16 protein-coding genes are annotated in these 24,288 nt (G+C 38.3%); 2 read left to right on the top strand and 14 right to left on the bottom strand.

Annotated features, from left to right (window positions below):
- Window positions 1-1,111: 1,111 nt before the first annotated feature.
- From ACZZZW_RS11745 to ACZZZW_RS11695, 11 genes are all read right to left on the bottom strand, one after another.
- Window positions 1,112-2,380 (bottom strand): glucose-1-phosphate adenylyltransferase, encoded by a 1,269-nt coding sequence (locus tag ACZZZW_RS11745; protein WP_055903669.1) that lies wholly within the window; start codon window positions 2,378-2,380, stop codon window positions 1,112-1,114.
- A gap of 8 nt (window positions 2,381-2,388) precedes the next feature.
- Window positions 2,389-3,801 (bottom strand): glycogen synthase, encoded by a 1,413-nt coding sequence (locus ACZZZW_RS11740; protein WP_463493607.1) that lies wholly within the window; start codon window positions 3,799-3,801, stop codon window positions 2,389-2,391.
- Between the two features lie 1,111 nt (window positions 3,802-4,912).
- On the bottom strand, window positions 4,913-5,707 hold the full coding sequence (gene cobA / locus ACZZZW_RS11735) for a uroporphyrinogen-III C-methyltransferase (RefSeq protein WP_055903662.1): 795 nt from the start codon (window positions 5,705-5,707) through the stop codon (window positions 4,913-4,915).
- A 256-nt stretch (window positions 5,708-5,963) separates the two neighbouring features.
- Window positions 5,964-6,428, bottom strand: a complete 465-nt coding sequence (locus ACZZZW_RS11730; RefSeq protein WP_463493604.1) for a hypothetical protein — start codon at window positions 6,426-6,428, stop codon at window positions 5,964-5,966.
- Window positions 6,429-6,656: 228 nt separating this feature from the next.
- The gene (locus ACZZZW_RS11725) at window positions 6,657-7,907 is read right to left on the bottom strand and encodes a sulfate adenylyltransferase subunit 1 (protein ID WP_463493602.1); all 1,251 of its coding nucleotides are present in this window, start codon (window positions 7,905-7,907) and stop codon (window positions 6,657-6,659) included.
- A 173-nt stretch (window positions 7,908-8,080) separates the two neighbouring features.
- Window positions 8,081-8,986, bottom strand: coding sequence for a sulfate adenylyltransferase subunit CysD (gene cysD, locus ACZZZW_RS11720; protein ID WP_463493600.1), 906 nt, complete (start codon window positions 8,984-8,986; stop codon window positions 8,081-8,083).
- Window positions 8,987-9,241: 255 nt separating this feature from the next.
- The gene (locus ACZZZW_RS11715) at window positions 9,242-9,946 is read right to left on the bottom strand and encodes a phosphoadenylyl-sulfate reductase (RefSeq protein WP_055903651.1); all 705 of its coding nucleotides are present in this window, start codon (window positions 9,944-9,946) and stop codon (window positions 9,242-9,244) included.
- Entirely contained in the window at window positions 9,946-11,457 is a 1,512-nt protein-coding gene (locus ACZZZW_RS11710) for a TSUP family transporter (protein ID WP_463493597.1), read from the bottom strand. The genes ACZZZW_RS11715 and ACZZZW_RS11710 overlap by 1 nt, the downstream gene beginning before the upstream one ends.
- Window positions 11,441-12,211, bottom strand: coding sequence for a uroporphyrinogen-III C-methyltransferase (gene cobA / locus ACZZZW_RS11705; protein WP_463493595.1), 771 nt, complete (start codon window positions 12,209-12,211; stop codon window positions 11,441-11,443). Before cobA (ACZZZW_RS11705) ends, ACZZZW_RS11710 begins: the two co-directional genes overlap by 17 nt.
- Window positions 12,212-12,314: 103 nt before the next feature.
- Window positions 12,315-14,405, bottom strand: a complete 2,091-nt coding sequence (locus tag ACZZZW_RS11700) for a nitrite reductase (RefSeq protein ID WP_463493593.1) — start codon at window positions 14,403-14,405, stop codon at window positions 12,315-12,317.
- 1,817 nt (window positions 14,406-16,222) lie between these two features.
- Complete coding sequence (locus tag ACZZZW_RS11695; protein WP_055903643.1) at window positions 16,223-16,669, bottom strand: RrF2 family transcriptional regulator; 447 nt, start codon at window positions 16,667-16,669, stop codon at window positions 16,223-16,225.
- Window positions 16,670-16,938: 269 nt separating this feature from the next.
- Here ACZZZW_RS11695 and ACZZZW_RS11690 point away from each other — a divergent pair, with 269 nt between their 5' ends.
- Both ACZZZW_RS11690 and ACZZZW_RS11685 read left to right on the top strand, forming a co-directional pair.
- On the top strand, window positions 16,939-18,159 hold the full coding sequence (locus ACZZZW_RS11690; RefSeq protein WP_463493591.1) for a metallophosphoesterase: 1,221 nt from the start codon (window positions 16,939-16,941) through the stop codon (window positions 18,157-18,159).
- A gap of 178 nt (window positions 18,160-18,337) precedes the next feature.
- Window positions 18,338-18,964: a M23 family metallopeptidase gene (locus tag ACZZZW_RS11685; protein ID WP_463493589.1), complete on the top strand. Its 627-nt coding sequence runs from the start codon at window positions 18,338-18,340 to the stop codon at window positions 18,962-18,964.
- A 75-nt stretch (window positions 18,965-19,039) separates the two neighbouring features.
- Here ACZZZW_RS11685 and ACZZZW_RS11680 read toward each other — a convergent pair whose 3' ends face one another.
- The 3 genes from ACZZZW_RS11680 to lacZ form a co-directional block, all read right to left on the bottom strand.
- Window positions 19,040-19,426, bottom strand: a complete 387-nt coding sequence (locus ACZZZW_RS11680; RefSeq protein WP_463493587.1) for a hypothetical protein — start codon at window positions 19,424-19,426, stop codon at window positions 19,040-19,042.
- Window positions 19,427-19,562: 136 nt separating this feature from the next.
- On the bottom strand, window positions 19,563-20,765 hold the full coding sequence (locus tag ACZZZW_RS11675; protein WP_463493585.1) for a glycoside hydrolase family 27 protein: 1,203 nt from the start codon (window positions 20,763-20,765) through the stop codon (window positions 19,563-19,565).
- A gap of 137 nt (window positions 20,766-20,902) precedes the next feature.
- Entirely contained in the window at window positions 20,903-24,067 is a 3,165-nt protein-coding gene (lacZ, locus tag ACZZZW_RS11670; RefSeq protein WP_463493583.1) for a beta-galactosidase, LacZ type, read from the bottom strand.
- Window positions 24,068-24,288: the final 221 nt, after the last annotated feature.

Raw genomic sequence — 24,288 nt, 5'->3', positions numbered from 1 at the left:
AAGCCCGACCCTTTACCGATTTTTCATCGGTATGGGTAACGCCCAAATCATTTTGCAATTGCTGGTTGCAGTTTTCTGTTAAAAAAGACCTTTTATATTTAAACTGACCGAGTAGCAACGAAAACCTTTATACTTATTTTTAAAACGTTGGGTTTTGCGTTAGGGATTGTAAGGGTTCAGTACCGGTTTTTCACCGGTACCGGAGCGCAGCGCAGCCCTGAAAAGCCCGACCCTTTACCGATTTTTCATCGGTATGGGTAACGCCCAGATCATTTTGCAATTGCTGGTTGAAGTTTTCTTTTAAAAAAGACCTTTTATACTTAAACTGCCCGGGTAGCAACGAAAACCTTTATACTTATTTTTAAAACGGTGGGTTTTGCGTTAGGGATTGTAAGGGTTCAGTACCGGTTTTTCACCGGTACCGGAGTGCAGCGCAGCCCTGAAAAGCCCGACCCTTTACCGATTTTTCATCGGTATGGGTAACGCCCAAATCATTTTGCAATTGCTGGTTGCAGTTTTCTGGTGTGGATGCTAACAGTTTAAACTTGCTAAAGCAATCATTAAGCCAGCTAATACGATAACATGCTCTTTTGATTAAATATTTAGCTATAAAAACTCAATCTCAATGGCTATTCTGAATCTTTCAGCCTTGATATTATTAATTTAGCTTACAATGATCAAATTTAACAAGGAAGTATTACCCTGAAGCGCAACAATTATCCAATTACGTGCGGTTTTAATCTCCCGCAACTCTGCAACTACAAATAATGCGCGATTTTAGCCTCCTGCAACATTGCAACGCTAAATTTTAAGCGATTTTGGTCTCCTGCAACTCTGCAACGATAAATAATGTGCGATTTTAGCCTCCTGCAGAAATGTAACGCTCAACTTTAAGCGATTTTGATCTCCTGCAACTTTGCAACAACAAATTATGTGCGATTTTGATCTCCTGCAGAAATGTAACGATCAATTTCAAGCGATTTTGATCTCCTGCAACTTTGCAACAGCAAATTATGCGCGATTTTAACTCCCTGAAAATTATTAACTGATAGCACACAAAAAAACCAGCCACGAAAATCGCGACTGGCCTAGTTAATGATTAATGATTATTTTAAATAACGGTTCCGCTAGGTACCACTGCTCCTTTTTTAATAACTACTATACCATCTTTAACGGCATAAAGTTCAAAATCCCCATCCTCTAAATGTTCGCCACCGTTAATTTTTACATCATTACCAATCCGGCAGTTTTTATCGATGATGGCGTTGTTGATGTAACAACGGTCGCCAATTCCGATTAGTGAATTTCCCTTACTTGTTTCGTCCTGTATCTCTTCAAGTGTTTGATACCGATCGCTACCCATGATATAAGCATTGGTAATTACCGTATCTTTTCCAATTCTCGATCGGATACCTAAAACGGCGTGTTCTACTTTGCTGGCCTGAATAATACAGCCTTCAGCAATAATGGTTTTATCCAAAGTAGTACCCGAAATTTTAGATGGCGGTAACATCCTTGCCCTGGTAAATATGGCATGGTTGCTATCAAACATATTAAATTTAGGAATTTCATCTGTTAAGCCCAAATTGGCTTCAAAGAATGATGAAATGTTACCAATATCCGTCCAATAACCTTCGTATTGAAAGCTTAAAACCCTGCTTTGTGTAATCGCCCTTGGCAAAATTTCTTTACCAAAGTCTTTTTCATCTTCATTCTCATTTAAGATGTTGATTAAATAATCACGATTGAATACATAAATCCCCATCGATGCCAAAAAATTACGGCCTTCGGCTTGCATATCTGCACCAGTATCTGATACCCAATCTTCCAAACCTGTTTTTGGTTTCTCGATAAAAGAAGTAATCATATTTTCCTCATCCGCTTTCAAAATACCGAAATCTGTAGCATCTTTAGCGTTAACAGGTATGGTTGCAATTGTAATTTCGGCATTGGCTTCGATATGTTTTTCAATCATATCTTTAAAATCCATCTGGTATAACTGATCGCCCGATAAGATTAGGATGTAATCAAATTCATGTGAAACGATGTGATGCATGCACTGACGAACGGCATCTGCAGTACCCTGAAACCAGCCAGAATTTTGTACAGTTTGTTCAGCCGCCAAAATATCTACAAAAGCCGTACTGAAATGGCTGAAGTGATAGGTGTTTTTAATGTGTTTATTAAGCGATGCTGAATTAAACTGTGTTAACACAAACATACGGTGGATGCCGGAATTAAGACAGTTCGAAATCGGAATGTCTACCAAACGGTATTTACCAGCAATCGGAACTGCAGGTTTAGAGCGTGTTTGTGTTAGTGGCGATAATCTAGAGCCCTGGCCACCGCCAAGGATAACGCCTAAAACTTTGTCAGTCATGTTTAAGCTTATTTTAATATTTGGTATAATTCTATATAATTCGATGCTGCTTTATCCCACGAATGGTCTATCTTCATCATTGTTTTTCTTACTGCTTTAAAAGCTTTCTTATTGTTGTATAAATCAACTGCCCTGTTAATTGCATGGGTAACATCCCAAATGCTCGTTTGATCGTGGCAAATGCCAAAACCGCCATCGCCTATATCTATCACAGTATCTTTTAAGCCGCCAACCCTGCGCACAATAGGAACTGTTCCATACCTTAAAGCGTACAACTGGTTTAAGCCACAAGGTTCAACCCTAGAAGGCATAAGCAGAAAATCTGCCCCAGCATACATCTCATGCGAAACCTGCTCATTATAACCGATGTAAACATTGTATTTTCCCGGAAAGATATCCTTTAACTGGTTTAACCTTCCTTCTACCCAATTTTCGCCAGATCCTAAAACCAGTACGTTGATGTTATCGCCATGTTGCTGTAAAGCCGTATAAAAAATATCGGGCAATAAATCAGCACCTTTTTCATCAACCAACCTACCAATGAAGGTAAATAATGGTTTCGACGCATCTAATTGAAAAACATTGCAAAGTGCTGTTTTGTTTGCCAATTTACCAGCTTCTACTGTTTTTAAATTGTAACTTTTCCCAAGCATCGGGTCTGTTTCCGGATTCCATACTTCACTATCGATACCATTTAAAATCCCGACCGACTTCCAGCGTTCTTGTCGCAGTAAACTTTCCAGTCCGCGGGCATTGCTCATCATTTCATCCAGGTAGCTTGGCGAAACAGTAGTTACTTTCCACGCACATTTAATTGCCGAAGCCAGTGGATTAATCGCATCATCCCAACCTAATAATCCACCTTTCCATAAATCGAAAGCTGGAATATAATATAATTTTTCCCATCCAAACTGACCTTGATATTGGGCATTATGAATAGTTAAAACGGTAGGTACTGAACTGATAGGAGTGTATTTTATAGAGTTGGCTACCATAAACGGAATCAAACCGGTATGGTGATCGTGGCAATGAATAACATCCGGGCGATGCTCCCACTGTACAATCCAATCAAGGGTAGCAATTTGAAAAGCTACAAAACGTTCGGTATCATCATTATAGCCATATACATTCGGGCGGTCTGTTAAACCTTGTATATGAACAATATATAAATCGAAGCCCAGTTTATTGGTTTTTTCTTTAAGTATGCGGTATTGAAAATGGTTGTTGCCATAATTTGCCCAGGCATCATAGGTAACCTCAAACTCGCTTTCGCGGATAAATTTAGTGTCGTACGCAGGCACAACCACTTTGGCAATGTGGCCTAATTTATTTTGGTACTTTGGTAGGGCCCCAACTACATCGGCTAAACCACCAACTTTTGCAACAGGGTAACACTCGGCGCTTATATGTATAATTTCCATCAAATATTTGGTGTAGATAACCTTAGTAAGTTACTAATTGTTTTGAGTTTTGCAAATAATGAAAATTATATTTCCAGTTGGTTATGTATCACCCAAGCCGGTAGTCTGGCTTAATTTATTTAAGGACCTTTTATGTAATTATGATCCTCTAATCCCATAGTCATGCTGAATTCATTTCAGCACCTATTTTGTAATTATGATCCCCTAATACGGTCGCCACTAAACTCGTCATTTCGACTGTAGCGCAGCGAAATGGAGAAATCTATCATTAATTGAATTTTATTTAGTATTGTATTAAAACCATCGTCATGCTGAATTCATTTCAGCACCTATTGCTATGGTTCCTTTCTCTTGATTATTCTAATGATGATCACACAGCTGTTTTGTAAGTGAAGGGGTTTGTGTTTTGTGGGAGGCTACAGTCCTGCTTTACGCTATAAGTCCTCGCTGCGCTCCGGGCTTCCGCTTCAATCAGGCTTAAATTTGAGGGTCAGTTCCTACAAATGCAAAACCTTACTGATCTGTATTAATTAAGTGATTTGCGGGTCGTCATTCTGAATTCATTTCTGTACCTATTTTGTAATTATGATCCCCTAACCCCATCGTCATGCTGAATTCATTTCAGCACCTATTTTGTAATTATGATCCCCTAATCCCGTCGTCATGCTGAATTCATTTCAGCATCTATTTTGTAATTATGATCCCCTAATCCCATCGTCATGCTGAATTTATTTCAGCATCTATTTTGTAATTATGATCCCCTAACCCCGTCGTCATGCTGAATTCATTTCAGCACTTATTTTGTAATTATGATCCTTTAACCCCATCGTCATGCTGAATTCATTTCAGTACCTATTTTGTAATTATGATCCCCTAACCCCATCGGCATGCTGAATTCATTTCAGTACCTATTTTGTAATTATGATCCCCTAACCCCATCGTCATGCTGAATTCATTTCAGCACCTTTATACTATAAGTCTCTCTCAGATTCATCGCACTAACCCATACATATAATGAATTGATTTACAATACATACTTCAACAAAAAAACCGCCTAAATCCATAGGCGGTTTTTAACAACAAAACAAATATATTTTTGGTTTAAAAATATCTAATACTCTTCAGCGATGATTTCGTAAAAATCGCGGATGGGTTGAAATTGTGGGTGCAAAGAAACCACATCTCCAAACACCAATAATGCCGGGGCAGTTATTCTCTTATCTTCAACAATTTCGGCAATGGTATCTACAATCCCAATTGCAATTTTTTCTTCTGGGGTAGAACCATTTTGTATTACCGCTACAGGCAACAGGTTTTTATTTTCGGATTGGAATATCGCAGCAATTTCTTTTACTTTTTCAATTCCGTTTAATACTACAATTGTAGCTTTTGTTTTTGCGGCAATGTACAAGTCTTCAGAAATTTCACCTTTTGCATTTGTTCCGGTTACTGCCCAAAAGCTTTCACTAAGGTCTTTATAAATCATAGGAATCTTTTGCAAACTTGGCGCACCGGTTGCACTTGATATACCCGGAATAATTTCGGTCGGAATACTGTAAGATTCAGCAGCGTCAATTTCCTCGTATCCTTTAGCAAAGAAAAAAGGATCTCCACTTTTTAAACGCACAACATGACCATAGTTTAATGCATAATCTACAATCAGTTTGTTAACCGCATCCTGAGAAAACGATTCATCGTCAGATCGCTTGCCAACGTATACTTTCGGAATTCCATCTGGCGCATGACACAATAAAGCTTCGTTCACATTTGCATCGTATAAAACAACATCAGCTGTTTTTAATGCTTTAACACCTTTTAAACTAAATAAATCCGGATCGCCAGGACCTGCACCTATTAAAGTAATTCGTGGTTCAATGTTCGCTTTTTCTACTTTATTCAAAATCATAACAGATAATTTATGCGCGTTATACGTTTGTTAATTATACAAATATATAAAGTCTATGGGAATAGTAGTAATTTATTTTAAAATAATTTTTATTAGCCTAGTATAACTGAAACAGAGCGAATAGCTATTACGTTTAGATTACGAAACGCTTTGAGCAATAAAAATCCTTCATGAAGTGCAGTTAAAGAATTAATGTTAAAGGTCTGTGGAAACACAGACCTTGGAGTTAGGAAAGAGCGTGATCAATAAATAACTCCTATTTGCAATTCACTTCAGTAAAGGTAAACTTACCTGCTTCGTAATTAATTGGTTTACCTTTTACAAAATATGACCTGCCCAATGTGGTTTCAATCTGTGCGACACCCATCATTAATTTGCCGTCCTTTTTTAAAAAAGCCAACGGATTGGTGAATACATTTGATTTATCATTACCTGTATTAAACCGGTAATCTACATAAAGTGTATCTCCACTGAATTTTCCGTTTATTGTGCCATTATTTTCAGGTTTTTCAGCATATTTCACCAATAAGGAACCCGTAATTTTTCCGGATGCCATTGTTTTCACAATCATTGCTGCACTATCTTTTTCAAATGAAGCCGCATAACAATTCTGATTGACTACAGAATCTTTGGCCGTGGTATCGGTTTTTTTCTCTGATTGGTTACAGGCGAAAATAAATGGAACAGCCGTTAAAGCAAGGTAGATAAGGTTTCTTTTCATATAATTAGCAATTTGGATTTAGGATGCAATATTAAAAAGATGAAAAATTTTAAAAATTTCCATAAATAAATATACAAAAAACCTGATAACGAAAAGCGGGACCACCATAGGCGTCCCGCTGAAATTGCTTCCCCTTTATCTCATTAAAGATTTAAAGGCTTCATCTTATATTTGGTCGTGTTTTATTCGATTGTAATTAATGTTACCATCACACCTCTTACCCGCATTTTATTCTACCGCTGCTCTGAACATTAATGCGCCAACAGTTAAATTGGTGCGTGTATCTACCAGAATTGCCGATCCGTTTGCCCGGTTATCATCGTATAAATCAAAAGCCAAAGCATCGGCTGTTTTAATAATTACACGTCCAATATCGTTTAATTTAAATTCGTCAGCAGCATGTTTTTCAAGGGTATTGATATCTACTTTATGCAAAATTTCGCTTATTTTACAACGGGTAATCTTACTGTTATGCTGAATATTGTACATAATCGAAGTATCCAATGCACGTGTATCCATCCAGCAAAGATCGGCTTCAATCAATTTTGATTCTTGTGGCAATGCTGAAGCATTTACAATGGTATCGCCACGGCTGATGTCTACATCATCCTTTAAATGAATAATCACCGACTGCCCTGCATGTGCAGCAGCGGGTGTTTGATCAAAAAATTCGATTTTCTCTACAGTAGAACTTGCGCCACTCGGTAAAACCGTCACTTTATCATTTAAGTTAAAAGTTCCGCTCAATACCCTCCCTGCATAACCGCGGTAATCGTGTAATTCTTCAGTTTGTGGCCGCACAACCCATTGTACGGGCATTCGGGCCAACTGCGATTTATCTAAATTATCAGTATCTACTTTCTCCAGGAAATGCAAAAGGCTTTCTCCTTCGTACCAGTCCATATTTTGCGAAGTTTGCACAATATTATCGCCTTTAAGCGCGCTAACCGGAATGTACGTTACATCGGCCAGTTTTAACTGCTGCGCCAAAACCTTATACTTTTCAATGATCGCGTTGTAAACCGTTTCGCTATAATCAACCATGTCCATTTTATTGATACAAACTACCACATGTTTAATACCCAGTAAGGAAACAATATAGGAATGGCGGATAGTTTGCTCTACTACACCATTACGGGCATCAATTAAAATAATGGCCAAGTTAGCGGTAGATGCTCCTGTAACCATATTTCTGGTATACTGAATGTGTCCTGGGGTATCTGCTATGATAAATTTACGTTTTTCCGTTTGAAAGTATTTGTATGCTACATCAATGGTGATGCCCTGCTCTCGCTCTGCCCTTAAACCATCGGTTAAAATGGCTAAATCTATAGTGCCGTCATCATTTTTACGGTTGGAGCTCTGTAAAGCGTCTAATTGATCGGCTAAAATAGAATCTGTATCATATAACAAACGGCCGATTAAGGTACTTTTACCATCATCTACACTGCCTGCTGTGAAAAATTTTAATATGTTCATTCTTTTAGATATAAGATAATAGATATGAGATATTAGACAGATGCAAGATTCTCAAATCTCACATTTCAATGCTCAAATCGTTCTTAAAAAATTTTAATATAATCATTTTAGATATGAGATATTAGACCGATGCAAGATTCTCAAATCTCACATCTCAATACTCAAAATCTCTCTTAAAAATAGCCTCCTTTTTTTCTGTCTTCCATTGCGGCTTCAGAAACTTTATCATCCAAACGGGCACCACGCTCTGAAATTTTAGAGTCGCTGATTTCTGAAATGATGTCATCAATCAAAGTCGCGTCTGATTCTACTGCAGCAGTACAAGACATATCTCCTACTGTACGGAAACGAACCTGTTTACGTTCTACCACATCTTCATCATCCATATTTAAAAATGATGAAGCAGCCATCAGCTGACCGTTTCTGGTAATGCAATCGCGTTCATGTGAAAAATATATGCTTGGAAGATCTATTTTCTCTCTGCGGATATAATTCCAAACATCTAATTCAGTCCAGTTACTGATCGGGAACACGCGGATATTTTCTCCTTTGTGGATTTTACCGTTATAAATGTTCCAAAGTTCAGGGCGCTGGCGTTTTGGATCCCACTGACCAAATTCATCACGAACAGAAAAAATACGCTCTTTTGCCCTGGCTTTTTCTTCATCCCGGCGCGCACCTCCAATACAGGCATCAAACTGGTATTTTGCAATGGTATCAAGCAAGGTTACGGTTTGCAAAGCGTTTCTACTGGCATTTTTACCGGTTTGCTCAACAACTTTACCTTGATCAATAGATTCCTGAACGGAACCAATGATTAATTTTTCGCCAATCCGCTCTACCATCTGATCACGGTAGGTAATGGTTTCTTCAAAATTATGACCGGTATCAATATGCACTAATGGGAAAGGAAATTTTCCCGGACGGAATGCTTTTTCAGCTAAACGAACTAAAGTTATCGAGTCTTTTCCACCCGAAAATAGTAAGGCTGGTTTTTCAAACTGACCTGCTACTTCACGCAAAATGTGAATCGCTTCTGCCTCTAGTTCATCTAAATAATCAAAATTGTATGTACTCATTTCAATTGTTGGAATGTTTTAATGCTGAATGATCGAATATTAAATAGCTCAATTATTCAACTTGTTATATTTGTTGTTGTATACTTAACTGTCGTCATTGCGAGGAGGCTTTTTCAGCGACGTGGCAATCTATCTTGCTATTCAAAATGACATTTGTTTTTATTCTATTTCTTTAAAAGATTGCTTTACCGATAAATCGGTACAGGCTGGCTCTACGCTTATCCGGCCTCGCATCCGATAGCTATCGGATGACGATCAAGATGCCGCGTGTAAACCACATTCTTTTTTACTCTGGTCTTCCCACCACCATCTTCCTGCCCTAAAATCTTCGCCTGGCTGTACTGCTCTTGTACATGGTGCGCAACCTATGCTCGGGAAACCTTTATCGTGCAGGGTATTATAAACAATATTATTTTCTTTGATGTAGGCTTTCACATCGTCTAACGTCCAATCGAATATCGGGTGAAATTTAATCAATTGATTGCCTTCATCCCATTCCAAATCGTGCATATCCTCTCGGTTGGCACTCTGATCGGCCCTTATTCCTGTTACCCAAATTTCGTTTCCTTTTAATGCCCTTTTTAAAGGTTCGATTTTACGGATATAACAGCATTCTTTTCTATTTTCAACCGATTCGTAAAAGCTGTTCGGTCCCTTTGTATTCACCATATCCTGCAACAATTCGTTTTTAGGATAATAAGCATGAATCGGTTTGTTATATATTTCCAGCGTACGGTTCCAAACGTAATAGGTTTCCGGAAACAAACGTCCGGTTTCTAAAGTAAAAACTTTAATAGGAATGTTATTGGCGAAAATTAAATGAGTAATCGCCTGATCTTCCCAACCAAAACTGGTCGAAAATATTATTCGGTCGGCATATTTTTCAGCCAAAAACTTCAGTTTATCAATTGTGTTTAAACCTGCCAGTGCTGCCTTTATCTCTTCTAGGTTTTCCATCATTAAATTAATTTTAAAATAAACATAATCACACTGCGCAAGCTTACCAGCATTACAATAATGCCTACAGCTACCATAATGGTTTTAGCAGAAATTTTGTTTGATACTTTGGCTGCTATCGGCGATGCAATGGCACTACCGATAATCAAGCCTAGAACGGCCTCCCAGTGTTTACCACCCAACATGGTAAAAAAGGTTAGCGAACTTAAGGTTGCAATAAAAAAACGACTGATTTTTACTGTTCCTAAAGAGAACAACGGATGCCTGCCACCGGCAATTAAGCTTGATAATACAATCGACCCCCAGCCACCACCAAAAGCTGCATCAATAAAGCCCCCAACAAAACCGAGCAAACCAATTTTTTTAATTTTCTGATCGGCTTTTTTACGTTTGATATTGAAGGCTTTCATTAAAATAATTCCCCCTAAAAACAACGTGTATACTGCAACAATTGGCTTTACGTAAGCACTGTAATGCTCTAATGAAGACAAAATGTAGGCACCCAAAACTGCACCGATTATGGCAGGGAGGATTAAAATTTTGAATAATTTCCAGTTTACGTTACCCATGCGGTAATGCATCCATCCTGCAATTCCGTTGCTCATCACCTCAGAAATGTGGATGGCCATACTGGCCGAAGCAGGCGGTAAGCCCATGGCCAGTGAAAACGAGGCTGTGGTAACACCGTACGACATTCCAATTGCACCATCAATTAAGGCGAATAAAAACCCGGCACCTAAAAACCAATAGAACAGAGGATCAATATTGATCAAAAATGTTTGAAACTCGGGTTCAGTATTCCACAAAGAAAAACCAATTGCACCGATGAGTAAAACCGCAGCCATCCAAATCAGCCACTTAATATTTCGCTCTGCAAAGCTTTTTTTAGGATTGATTAAGTTTTGAGTAACCTTATTCAGTTTTTTAACCTTTGCCGAAAAATCGCCATTTAAAGTCTGGCGTAAAGCACTCATGTTCTGTAAGGTTTCATCCAGCTCGGCCGGCAAACCTTCATTTAAAATTTGCTTTAACCGTTTTGCAATTGTTGGCGATTTACCGTTAGTGGAAATCGCAATCTTTAAATCACCTTTTTGAACGATTGATCCCAGATAGAAATCGCAAAGTTCTGGTTTATCGGCCACATTGATCAACAAGCCACGCTCATGCGTAACCTTTCTGATTTCTTCATTTAAGATATTGTTATTGGTTGCCGCAAAAACGATATCAATATCATTCAGATCATCTACGTTAAAACTTTTCTGTTTTACTTTAATCAGCGGATAGTTGGCAATAAGCGTATACACTTCTGGTGAAATAATTTCAGCAACAATTGTAATGGTAGCACTATGGCTGTTATTTACAATTGCTGTTAATTTTTCGAGCCCAATATTTCCTGCACCAATTAATAATGTACGCAGCTTGTTCAGCTTTACAAAAACTGGAAAAAGCTGGTTACCTTTTTCTTCTTCCGAAAAAGATGCTGCATTATCAGGTTGGTTAGGCAATACTTGCATATTGTTTAATTAATTTTTTAAATGATGGATGTAATGATACAACTTCTCCAAAAATTAATAAAGCGGGGGCTTTAATATTTTCCTGTTGTACCAAACCTTCGATGGTTTCTACTACACCAACTACTAATCTTTCATCTGCTGCTGATCCGTTTTGAACAACCGCAGTAGGTAAATGGTGTTTGCCTGCAGCTTTAAAAATCTCAACGATTTTAGCCAGTTTTTTTAATCCCATAAGTACCACTACCGTTGCATTAGATTGGGCAGCCTGGTAAATATCGGCAGAAACCTCTCCCGAAGTGGTGGTTCCTGTAATTACCCAAAAACTTTCGCTCATGCCACGGTGTGTAACCGGAATCTGTTGCAAACCTGGTACACCAATGGAACTCGAAATACCCGGAATTACACTTACCGGAATACTGTATGATGCGGCATAGTCCAACTCCTCATATCCCCTGCCAAAAACAAACGGATCGCCTCCTTTTAAACGCACCACATGGCCATAGTTTAAGGCGTAATCAATCATTAATTTATTGATGGTATCCTGTGGGTAAGAATGTTCACCTGAACGTTTTCCTACATAAACTTTGATGGCTTCTGCCGGTGCATGCTCCAATAAGGCTTCATTGGTTAAGGCATCGTATAATACCACATCAGCAGATTGCAATGCTTTAACGCCTTTCAATGTCAATAAATCAGGGTCTCCAGGACCAGCGCCTAAAAGGGTAATTCTTGATTCTATATTTTGATTAACCATGTTTCTTTTTAATTATTGAATTTTGAATGACTGGATAAAGATTTGTTTGGCGCATAGCATTTAGCGTTTGCAGTGCTCAAATCTCATTTTATAGTCTCAAATCTCATTTTGCTAATGCAGCTCTTTTTTCTTTAATTTGATTTAAAAACTGATTTGCTTCTTCGAAATATTTCTGTGCAAATTCGGCAGTAGGTTCATTTTTGTTAATCTGTAAAACCAGGTCAGAAAAATTGGTTGGTAAATTAAATTCGCCAGTTTCTACATAATGGTTATCAAACTCACGGATCACTCCTACCTGGGTGCTGCTGTTTACCCCTTTATCTAACAGTAAAGATTTTGCTGCACTTACAAAAGTGCTGTATGTATGGTAAATGGCATCAGCATAAGCACCTTTATCAAGGTTTTGCTTTGCCCATCCAAATTTTTCATCGGCTTCCAATAGTAATGTTGCAACCAAATCGATTACTACACCAGCACATTCGCCAACACCAATTGCGGTAACAAACTGCTCTACATGGCCCCAATCTACAAATTCTTCAGTTTGGAGGTTTGTTAAATCGGCCAGTGGTTTTAATAACTGATAGAAATGATCTTTTCCTTTTCTATCATAATATTGGTGGAAGTTTTCATTTTCCAGGTTATTGGCTTTAAAATCATTTAAAATGAAATGCAAAACACTTGTAGCCCTTTTAGAAGGCACTTTAATTACGCGTTCGGCCACCCTGCCCACACCGTTTCCAACGGTTCCACCGCCCAACATTACCTGTACTGCCGGAACAACTTTTCCTTCAGCCTTTACCGAGCTGCCATGGAAACCAATTTCGGCCAAACCATGCTGGCCGCAAGAATTCATACATCCGCTGATTTTAATTTTGATGTTTTTCTCGTAGATAAATTCAGGGAAATCGGTATAAATTACTTCTTCCAAAACTTCGGCTAAAGTCATTGAGTTGGAAATACCCAAATTACAGGTATCAGTACCAGGACAGGTGGTAATATCGGCTAAACTATCAAAACCAGCAGTTGTGAAACCAATTTTATTTAAAGCTGCATATAATGAAGGCAATGCATCTTTACGCACAAATTTCAACAGCAATCCCTGGTTTTGTGTAATTCTGATTTCATCAGCAACATATAGCCTAATGGCATCAACAAACGCCCTTGCTTTATCTGTTTTAATATCGCCTACCTGCACTTTCACATAAACGCCATAAAATCCGGCTTGTTTTTGCTCAATTACGTTGGTGGCCAACCAGTGTTTATAATGCGCTTCGTTTAATATTTCTACTGCAGGATATTCCTGTTCTAATGGCAAAAGCGGTTGAGGAACAGTATTAATATCTATTTTAAAAGTTTTTACTTTATTGGCAATTCGCTCTTCTGCAACCAAACGTAAAACCTCTTCTAAACCTAACTTTTGCACTAAATATTTTAAGCGGGCTTTGTTGCGGTTGGTACGTTCGCCATAACGGTCGAACACGCGAAGAACAGATTCTGTAAACGGAATTAATTGATCTTCAGGCAAAAACTCGTGCACTGCATTGGCCAAAAATGGCTGTGCTCCTAAACCACCTGCAAATAATACTTTAAAGCCACGTTCGCCGTTTTCATTAATTTTCGGAATAAAACCTAAATCATGCATGTAGCTAAAAGCTGTATCCCTATCGCTCGAAGAAAAGGAGATTTTAATCTTTCTACCCATTTCCTGGCAAATCGGGTTCCGCAAAAAGTAAGCAAATACCGCTTGGGCGTAAGGCGAAACATCAAATGGTTCTTCGGCATCAATTCCAGAATTTGGAGAAGCCGTTACATTACGTACCGTATTTCCACAAGCCTCACGAAGTGTAATATCATCCTGCTCCAATTTAGCCCAAAGCTCTGGAGTACGGTCTAAACTCACATAATGGATCTGGATATCCTGACGGGTAGTTAAGTGTAAATTTCCACTTCCATACTCATCGGCAATATCGGCAATACGCAACAATTGTTTAAACGTTACTTTACCAAAAGGCAATTTAATCCGTACCATTTGCACGCCTGGCTGTCTTTGTCCGTAAACACCACGGGCCAAACGGAGGCTTCTAAACTTTTCGTCGTGGATGGTTCCATCTCTAAAAGCTTTAATCTTATTCTCTAAATCGATGATGTCCTGCTCGACGATCGGATTTTCGAGTTCTGTTCTGAAACTTTGCATATGTGTTGTTAGCTTTATTCAAAAAATGCTTCCCTGTTACCGAGAAGCATTCAATATTTTATACATAAAATTATCTATAGGCTCCTGTTATTGCGTTTTGCAACAGCACATCATTTGCATAGCGATTAATTTGTTAGGTATAAAATTGAAGTTCATACGCCAAATATATAAAGTATATAGGAATAGTCGTAATTTATTATGAAAAAGTTTACGATATCCTGTTAAATTAAAATTGTTTTTCCGCTTTGCGTCATCCTGAACTTGTTTCGGGATCTATTTTTTTCCTCTTTGCGTCATCCTGAACTTGTTTCAGGATCTATTTGTATGGTTGGTTTGATTAACTAAAGGCTGAAAACTGCCAACTGAAAACTGATATTTGAAAACTGTCAACTGAAAACTGATTTGGGCGTTCCCCATCCCGATGAAAAATCGGTAAAGGGGGCGCGCTTACCAGGGCTGCGCTGCGCTCCGGTACCGATGAAGAATCGGCACTGAACCCTTACAATCCCTAACGCAGACTCAACGTAACCTTTATACCGCTTAATTAAGAACCGAAAGATTACTGTTTAATGTTAAATAAACCTGATATAAACGGAAAGCCCGCAACGAGGTACGAGTGTGGACTTGCAGCGTTAGCAGGACTACCGCAACCGAAATGTGCAGAAACCTGATTTCCAGATTAAAATCAATGTAATAAGTATTTACAAAGGCCCTTAAATAAATTCAGGGTGACGGATTTAGGTAAGAAAGTAAATATGAAAAATTTATACTTCTTTTTAAAATCATCGTTTTTTTTCCTCTTTGCGTCATCCTGAACTTGTTTCAGGATCTATTTGTATGGTTGGTTTGATTAACTAAAGGCTGCCAAACAGAAAATTGCCAACTAAAAACTGGTAACTGAAAACTCCTGAACTGATTTGGGCGTTCCCCATCCCGATGAAAAATCGGTAAAGGGGGCGGGCTTTGCAGGGCTGCGCTGCGCTCCGGTACCGATGAAAAATCGGCACTGAACCCTTACAATCCCTAACGCAGACTCAACGCAACCTTTATACCGCTTAATTAGGAACCGAAAGATTACTGTTTAATGTTAAATAAACCTGATATAAGCAGAAAGCCCGCAACGAGGTACGAGTAGGGACTTGCAGCGTTAGCAGGACTACCGCAACCGAAACGTACAGAAACCTGATTTCCGGATTAAAATCAATGTAATAAGTAATTACAAAGGCCCTGAAACAAGTTCAGCAGGACGGATTTAGGTAAGAAAGTAAATATGAAAAATTTATACCCCTTTGTAAAACCATCGTTTTTTTTCCTCTTTGCGTCATCCTGAACTTGTTTCAGGATCTATTTGTATGGTTGGTTTGATTAACTAAAAGCTGTCAACTTCCAACTAAAAACTGCCAACTGGTAACTGCCAACTAAAAACTCTCAACTGAAAACTGTCAACTGAAAACTGCCAACTGCTGAACTGATTTGGGCGTTCCCCATTCCGATGAAAAATCGGTAAAGGGGGCGGGCTTTGCAGGGCTGCGCTGCGCTCCGGTACCGATGAAGAATCGGCACTGAACCCTTACAATCCCTAACGCAGACTCAACGCAACCTTTATACCGCTTAATTAGGAACCGAAGGATTACTGTTTAATGTTAAATAAACCTAATATAAGCGAAAAGCCCGCAACGAGGTACGAGTAAGGACTTGCAGCGTTAGCAGGACTACCGCAACCGAAACGTGCAGAAACCTGATTTCCAGATTAATATCAATGTAATAAGTAATTACATAGGCCCTGAAATAAATTCAGGGTGACGGATTGGGAAATATTATAAATTAATGATTCCGATTTTCAAATTATCCTCGCGGCCAATTACATCTGCTATACTCGTTTCGGTTAAAACCTTAAGCGTAGCATCTCTCACATCAATAAAGGCACTTCTTATACCGCAGGTTTTCTCGTCTACACATTCATCACATTTGTGATAAAAATTTAAACTTGCGCAAGGAACCATCGCAATTGGTCCGTCGGTTACACGCATTACGTGTACCAATAATATTTCTTCTGGTTTTTTGTTGAGGCTGTAACCGCCACCTGCACCTTTTTTACTGTATAAAAAGCCAGCGTTACGCAGATCGAGAAGAATTTGTTCTAAAAATTTTTTCGGGATATGCTCCTCCTCTGCAATTTTCGAAATTTGCATAGGTGGTTTATCTAAATTTTTGCCAAGCGCAACAAGCGCTTTAATGGCATACTTTGTTTTTTTGGACAGCATATTCGCACAAAGCTAATAAAAGAAAGTAAATTATAAAATATGCAACAGGAAGTTAAGTGTACCACAAATTGGTTAAATGTTCTCCTGCCTGTCATGAAAGTTCAAGATTCTGCAATAACGGATGCTGAAACAAGTTTAGCAAAACGTAGCGATGAAGTATAAACATTAATCAATCCTGCGTAAAAATAACTGCCACAAAAAACAGAACAACTTTTATCAGCGTTTAAAATCTATTTTTACCACCTATTCTGATTTACAGATTTCTAATAATGAAAAGAAAACTCAATCTATTGCCGCTCCTGATAGTTGCAATCATATTTTTTGCCTTAAATGCTTATGTTTTATCAGGCTTGGGCACCATTAATCAATCTACCTGGTTAAGCCCTATTTTTTGGGTATTTATAGTAGGATTAACTTTTGCGCTGTTTTATGCCATTCAACAAATGCGTATTCAGGGAATCAACCGCTTTTTTCAGATCGTTAGTCATGCTTTTTTAATCATTTTCTCTGCTGAATTTGTATTTGCCCTTTTTCTCCTGCTTGGCGATATTTACCGGTTGTTGGTGGGTTTATCAACCAATTTCCAACCGGGTGGTTTTCATATATTAGGCCGCAGCAACTATTGGGTCGATTTCGCGTTTATAATGTTCTGTTTAACGATTGCCCTATTTGCTTATGGCATTACGCAGGGCAAATATGCTTACCGCGTAATTAAACATACTTTATATTTTGATGATTTGCCTGCAAGTTTTGATGGTTTTACCTTAACGCAGATTTCTGATGTACATGCCGGGAGTTTTACCAACCCTAAAGCTGTGCAAAAAGGTATCGATATGATTAATGCACAAAAAAGCGATCTTTTTGTGTTCACCGGAGATTTGGTTAATAACGCATCATCAGAAATTGTACCCTACATCGGGCACTTCTCACAAATTAAAGCCCCGTTCGGACAATTTTCTGTGTTAGGCAACCACGATTATGGCGACTATATTAAATGGCCGTCGGAAGCAGATAAAATACAGAATTTGAACCAGTTAAAAGCTTATCATAAAGAACTGGGCTTTAAGCTTTTGTTGGATGAACATATAGAATTGCACAAAAAAGGAGAAATAATAATACTTGCAGGAATAGAAAACTGGGGAATTGGTTTTGGAGAGCGTGGCGATTTAAAAAAAGCGTTACAGCATACTGAGGTAAACGATTTTAAAATTCTTTTGTCGCATGATCCTTCTCATTGGGATGCGCAGGTAAAAAATTATCCTTCAAAAATTCAGCTGTCACTAGCCGGGCATACCCACGGTATGCAGTTTGGCATCGAAGCGTTTGGCATTAAATGGAGCCCTGTAAAATACCGCTATAAACATTGGGCGGGCATTAAAACTGAAAATGGCCGATATTTAAATGTAAACCGTGGATTTGGTTTTCTGGGCTTTTCTGGCCGGATTGGGATATGGCCTGAGATTACGGTTATTGAATTGAAACGGAAATAATAAACCGTCATTCTAGGGATGCAACAAAGCCAAATAACTATCAATATCGACCTGTTCAATCTGCTTTTTTAAGTTTATATTTTAAGTGATTCTTCCTATAACTGTGAATAAACTCAAATAACTACACAAATAGTTTATAACAATTAAATTATTATCTTGCTTTACAATAAGCCTTAAAATGAAAGCACTATTATTTATTCTTTTATCTACTTTTTTATTTGAAACACCAACTATCGAGAAAGACCGTGACCGCTGGAAACCTTATTATACTGATACAGCTCCTGCAAAAACAGCCAATAATTGGTTTCTGCCTTTCGATGTATCGAACCGTAAAAAAGTAAGCAATATTAAGATCATCAGTATTTTTGGCGACCATAGAGATAGTTATGTAAAAGGGCATATCCACACGGCTATTGATATCAATCCAGCTCAACCTAAAACAAAGCTAATTACTGTTTATGCGATGGCAAACGGAATTGTTTGCTCTGTGCATTTGGGTGAAAACCAGCGTACTGTTGTGGTAAAGCATAAATTACCGAACGGATTAATCGTATTTACCACTTACAAACACCTAAAAGAAGTTTATGTAAGTAACGGACAAAATGTAGATCAAAGCACGAAACTGGCCCGGTTATTTACGCCTCAGGAAAGTAAAAAATACGGTGGTGATTATCACCATCTTCATCTGGAAATTAGAAAAAAGTTTGATGATTATGGTTGTGCGAGTTGTTTAACTTTCAATAACAAACAACTAAACGAGCGATTTTACAACCCTCAGGTTTTTATAAAAGAACACCTTAAATAGCGTTGAATAATAGGTGTCTTACAAACCTATTTTATTTGTTTAAAATGACGAATCTAACAAAAATTTGAGGTAAAACTAATAGGTGAACTTCGGTTTTCCGTTTTCGCAAATTACGCCTTTGGGCTGTATTACCAATGAGCAATCTGAATACATACCATTTTTTTTATTGTACTCGGCTTGTAATTGGGTAAACTGTTCAACTTTTTTGAGGAAACTGCTTTCATCTATTTTTACAGAATAAGCAATATAACCTGAAGCACCGCCGCATGGTTTTGATCCAATCGCTATAAATTTCCATTCGCCCGCATTTTGGCAGCTATACTGATTGGCCATTTTTTGAATATCGTTGTAAAGATTATCCAATCCAAGCTGAGTGGCATTCTGCAAGGTTTCATCATGCTTTTTACATGCCAAAACCATAATCAAAGCAATAGAAGTTAAAATAACCAGCGGCCGTTTCATCGTAATTTTAATTTACCCTAAAACGGGTATTAAAACACAAACGCTACAGCCTTAAACACTTATGAACTACTCTCATTCATTATTAAATTACCAATTATGTGTAACTCCAGGTTCAATCGCCGGAGTTGTTTAATTATTAGACCTTTTTTAACCGAAAAACTTTGGTTTCGTGTGTTTTTACTTCGCCACTCCACATTTTATTTTTGCCGATTATTTTATGTTGCCATAAATCCCTGATCTGGTAATGGCCAGATAGGCCTAAATCGGTGAAGTTTATTTTTGCATTTTGGGCAGATGCCGATTTATTTAAAACTGCTATAGCGAAATCTCCATTGGCTAGTGGGCGTACAAATACATCCCAGGTATCTGTTTTGATTTTTCTTTCGGCCTGTTTACCTAAAATATCCTGATTTAATGCAATTATTTCTTCGTTTGTAAAAATGGTTTTGGCTTCATTATCCATTTTACGGATATCGCAACTTGCATACAATGGCGAATTGAGCATACTGTATAAACTCATCTGACTTTGATATTCGGCCTGGCTACAACCAATGCCTTTAAACGCAGAAGACGGACCTTTTGTACCGTGTAAACCAGCCACCAACATATCGCCATCATTCCATTTTCCCGGGCCTGAAAAGCTAGCCAATCCGGCCATTTTATCTACCACATTGTAAATACCAACACCCCCTTGGCCTTCCACATCAAGCCATTTATCCCTGATATCATAAGTAGTACGCCAGCTTTGGCCACCTGCCTGCGCACCCCAGTTCCAGGGTTCGCGTGGGCCCCACTCGCAAATTCCCAATACAATATCTCTACCCGATTTGCGTAGGGCCTGGGCAATTGTACCATAACGTTTTTTCGCAGTTTCAACATCTTCCGGTGCATTGCAATAATCATATTTTAAATAATCAATTCCCCACGAAGCAAATGTTTTGGCATCCTGATCTTCAAAGTTTAAACTTGCCGTATACCCGCCGCAGGTTAATGGAGCTGCGTCTGAATAGATGCCTAATTTCATCCCGATGCTATGCAGGTAATCGGCCAGGGTTTTAATGCCTGAAGGAAATTTCTTCGGATCGGCGATGATGTTGTTTTTGTTATCCCGTCCGCCCTGCCAACAGTCATCTAAAAAAATATATTGATACCCAGCTTTCACCATTCCGCTGTTTACCATTGCATCTGCCATTTCCTTAATGTCTTTTTCGTTCGGATTTTCAGACATGATGTTCCAGCTCATCCAGCCCATTGGTGGTGTTGCGGCTAATTTTTTTTCTTGTGCAAAGCTGATCTGCACAAATAAAATTAAGGTGAAACAGATTTTGATAAATTTCATATTTTCTTTGATGAATAGTTCTTCAATTCTTAGGAGAATAGTCGTCATTCCCGCCCAGGCATGTATCTTAGTGCAACATGTAACCTAGCTTTAGCATTAAGATTCTTAATCGAGTTGGGAATGACGAACTAGGTATTTTACTTAATTGGCTTGATATAATAGCTGTACTGGTAATCTTTAAAAGGAATCTGGTATTGAATTAAAGGCATAGAACCCCAGCTATCAATCCCCTGTACACCCAATTGCTGCATATCCATGTGTACATAGATCTGGTTGCGTTTTACCAATTCGCCAGAGTGATATTGTTTTTTCTCCGCCTCCGGATCTAAATCCTCTACAGAATATGGTAAGGCATTAAAACTCAACAACTGATCGGCAAATTCGAACCGTAAACCTTTACCTGCTTTATTGGTAAAAGCAACCCAGCGCACATCGGTTTTATTGCCACTTTCTTGCGGACGGGCATATGCATAATACTGATCTGCAACTGTTGATTTATAATTGCCAATTAAAGAAGCCGTTTTTCTATCAATATAATTTTCGCCTGGCCCCCTACCATACCATTGAATATTGCTGTAATCATTTTTCAATTGCAAATCGTTACCAATACGCATTAAACTTTTATAATTGCCTGTTATGGCTTTAAATTGGTTATCAATTTTGATGGTACCATCAGCAAAAACTTCAAATTTCTGTGTAGTTTCGGCATCTCCTTTAAGCAAAGATGATGTTATGGTTAATGTAAAACCATCAGCAGTTGAATTTACAGTAGCTTTGATATGGCCAGCATCATTATCCTGATACACATTGCGCCACATCCGTAATTTTGTATTTAAACCCGCACCGATGTCATTATCGGTTGGTGCACGGTAAAAGCCAGGTTGTGGTCCTGAGGCCAGCAATTCTTGTCCTTTGGAGATATAACTAAGTAATGTACCTTTAACTAAATCGAAAGTGATTGTAAAATCGCTTCCTTTTACTACGGCTTTTTCTGCTGTTTGCTCAACCTTTAAAGCTTTTTTGTTGCTGCTGTAAACATTGGCTTTTGGTGCTCCTGCCAAAGCAATCTGCTCGTAAGCAACTTCATAACCTTTTTCTAAAAATGGTTCAGCCGTTTTTAAGCGGTAATGAACGTTTAAGAAATATTCTTTTCCTGCAGTATAATTTGTTTTAAATGGAATTTGTATCATTTGAGTTTGGCGTGGCCCGATATTCAGGTTACTCACTACACCGGTTTGAATTACTTTCCCATCTTCTACCAGTTCCCAGTTAAGCTGTACATTGCTAATATCTTTAAAAAAATAGCTATTATTTACATTGATCTGGTTGGTACCATTAAAAGTAGTTTTGATATATTGATGTACTTTTTTCAATTCTACTGCCATCGGCGTCATGCCACGGTATGCTGTAACCACTCCTTTTACGCAAAAATCGTTATCGCTAAAGTTCTCATCAACAGGGCCACTCAGCGGAAAATCACCACCATAAGCCATAATGCGCTTGCCATTTTTAACGGTATCGATAGATTGATCGATCCATTCCCAAACAAAACCACCTTGCAGCTTAGGGTTGTTCTCTATGGCATCCCAATATTCTTTAAAATTACCCAAACTGTTACCCATAATATGGGCATACTCGCTCATAATAAACGGACGGGTTTCTTTATCCTGTTTTGAGTAGCGCGGAAGATAGTTTGGCGAAGGATATTGCGGTACAATCATATCGGTATTGAAATCGCTCTCTGCTCTTTCATATTGTACCGGGCGAAAATCTTTCCCTTTAAGCCATTGGTAGGCCTCATAAAAGTTAACTCCATTACCTGCTTCGTTGCCTAAAGACCACGTGATTACGGATGCGTGGTTTTTATCTCTTTCGTACATCCTGGTAATGCGCTCCAGATGAGGAATGCGCCATTGTTTATCGTTGGCGAATGAGGTTTCTAAACTGTAATAACGGCCATGTGATTCGATATTTGCTTCATCAATTACATATAAACCATATTCATCGCAAAGTTCCATCCAATAAGGATCGGGTGGATAGTGAGAATGGCGAACGGCATTTACATTTAGTCTTTTCATCATTTCCATATCTTTTTCCATATCGGCATGGGTTAAAGTATGGCCTTGAGTGGCATTGTGCTCGTGCCTGTTTACTCCTTTTAAAAATACACGTTTACCATTAACCAATAAATCGCTTCCTTTAATTTCTACAGAACGGAAGCCTACTCGTTGTGGAATTACCTCGATTATTTTATTGTTTTTATCTTTTAAAGTGATGTAAAGCGTATATAAATAAGGAATTTCTGCCGACCAATTTTTAACATTGCTAATTTGTGTTTTAAAAGAAAGGTCTGTTTTATAATTGCCCAATACTTTTTGGTTTGTGGAGGCATCTTTCCAAACGTTATTTCCTTTGGCATCAACTAAATCGAGTGCCACATAAAAACTATCGGGGCGACTGTGGTTGGTGCGTTGATCTATTTTATAATTTTCGACTGATAAATCTACATTCAGCAAACCATTGGTGTAGCTTGCATCTAATCCACCTACCACTTTAAAATCGCGGATATCCAAATTAGGTGTAGCATACAAATAAACTTCGCGTTCGATACCCGAAATGCGCCACATATCCTGACACTCTAAATAACTGCCATCACTCCATCTGTAAACCTGCAAAGCGATGGTATTTTCGCCCGGTTTAACATATTTGGTAATATCGAATTCAGCAGCAAGTTTACTATCTTCACTATAGCCTACTTTTTTTCCATTTACCCAAATGTAAAATGCCGATTTAACTGCACCCAAACTGATGAACACCTGTCTGCCATCCCAATTTGCTGGAATATTAATTTTCTTACGGTAAGAGCCTACAGGGTTGTTATCAACAGGAATATCGAATGGAGGGTTCATTTTAGCTCCGGTTAACTGCCTGCCCGCAAATTCATAGGGTTGGTTTACATAAATTGGTGTTCCATAACCATTCAGTTCCCAATTTGCGGGTACCTTAAAGTTATCCCAGCTTTTATCGTCGAAATCTACTTTATAAAAATCTGTTGGGCGTTTACGTGGATCTTTTACCCAGTTAAACTTCCATGTTCCATTTAACGATAAAAAGTATGTTGATTTTTCTTTTGCTTTTTTGGCGGCGAGCTCCTGGTTTTCGAAGGCAAAAGCTGATGCCCGCATGGGCAAACGGTTAAGTGAAACCACTTCTGGAGTTTGCGTTTCGGATGGTAAATCTTGCGCGCTGATTTGCCCTGCAAAACCTAAAAAAGTAAATAAAACGACTAATTTTCTATTCATTTTGTGTGATAATAATTGTTTGTTCATCCAAATTACTGATGATTAGTTTATGATGATGAAATTGTTTCTGCGCAAACGTTTGAGTTTTAAAGATGTTACCGAGCTGTTGGTTTGAATACATGAAATGAATATTGAGTTATTGGTTATGAGTGAATATATAGTATTAATTTTACCATTAAGAAGTTAAGTAATTTAGTTTTATCGGCTAGAATTAATTTAGA

The organism is Pedobacter sp. AC379, from assembly GCF_979258145.1.
This window is presented reverse-complemented; position numbering and strand designations above follow the sequence as displayed.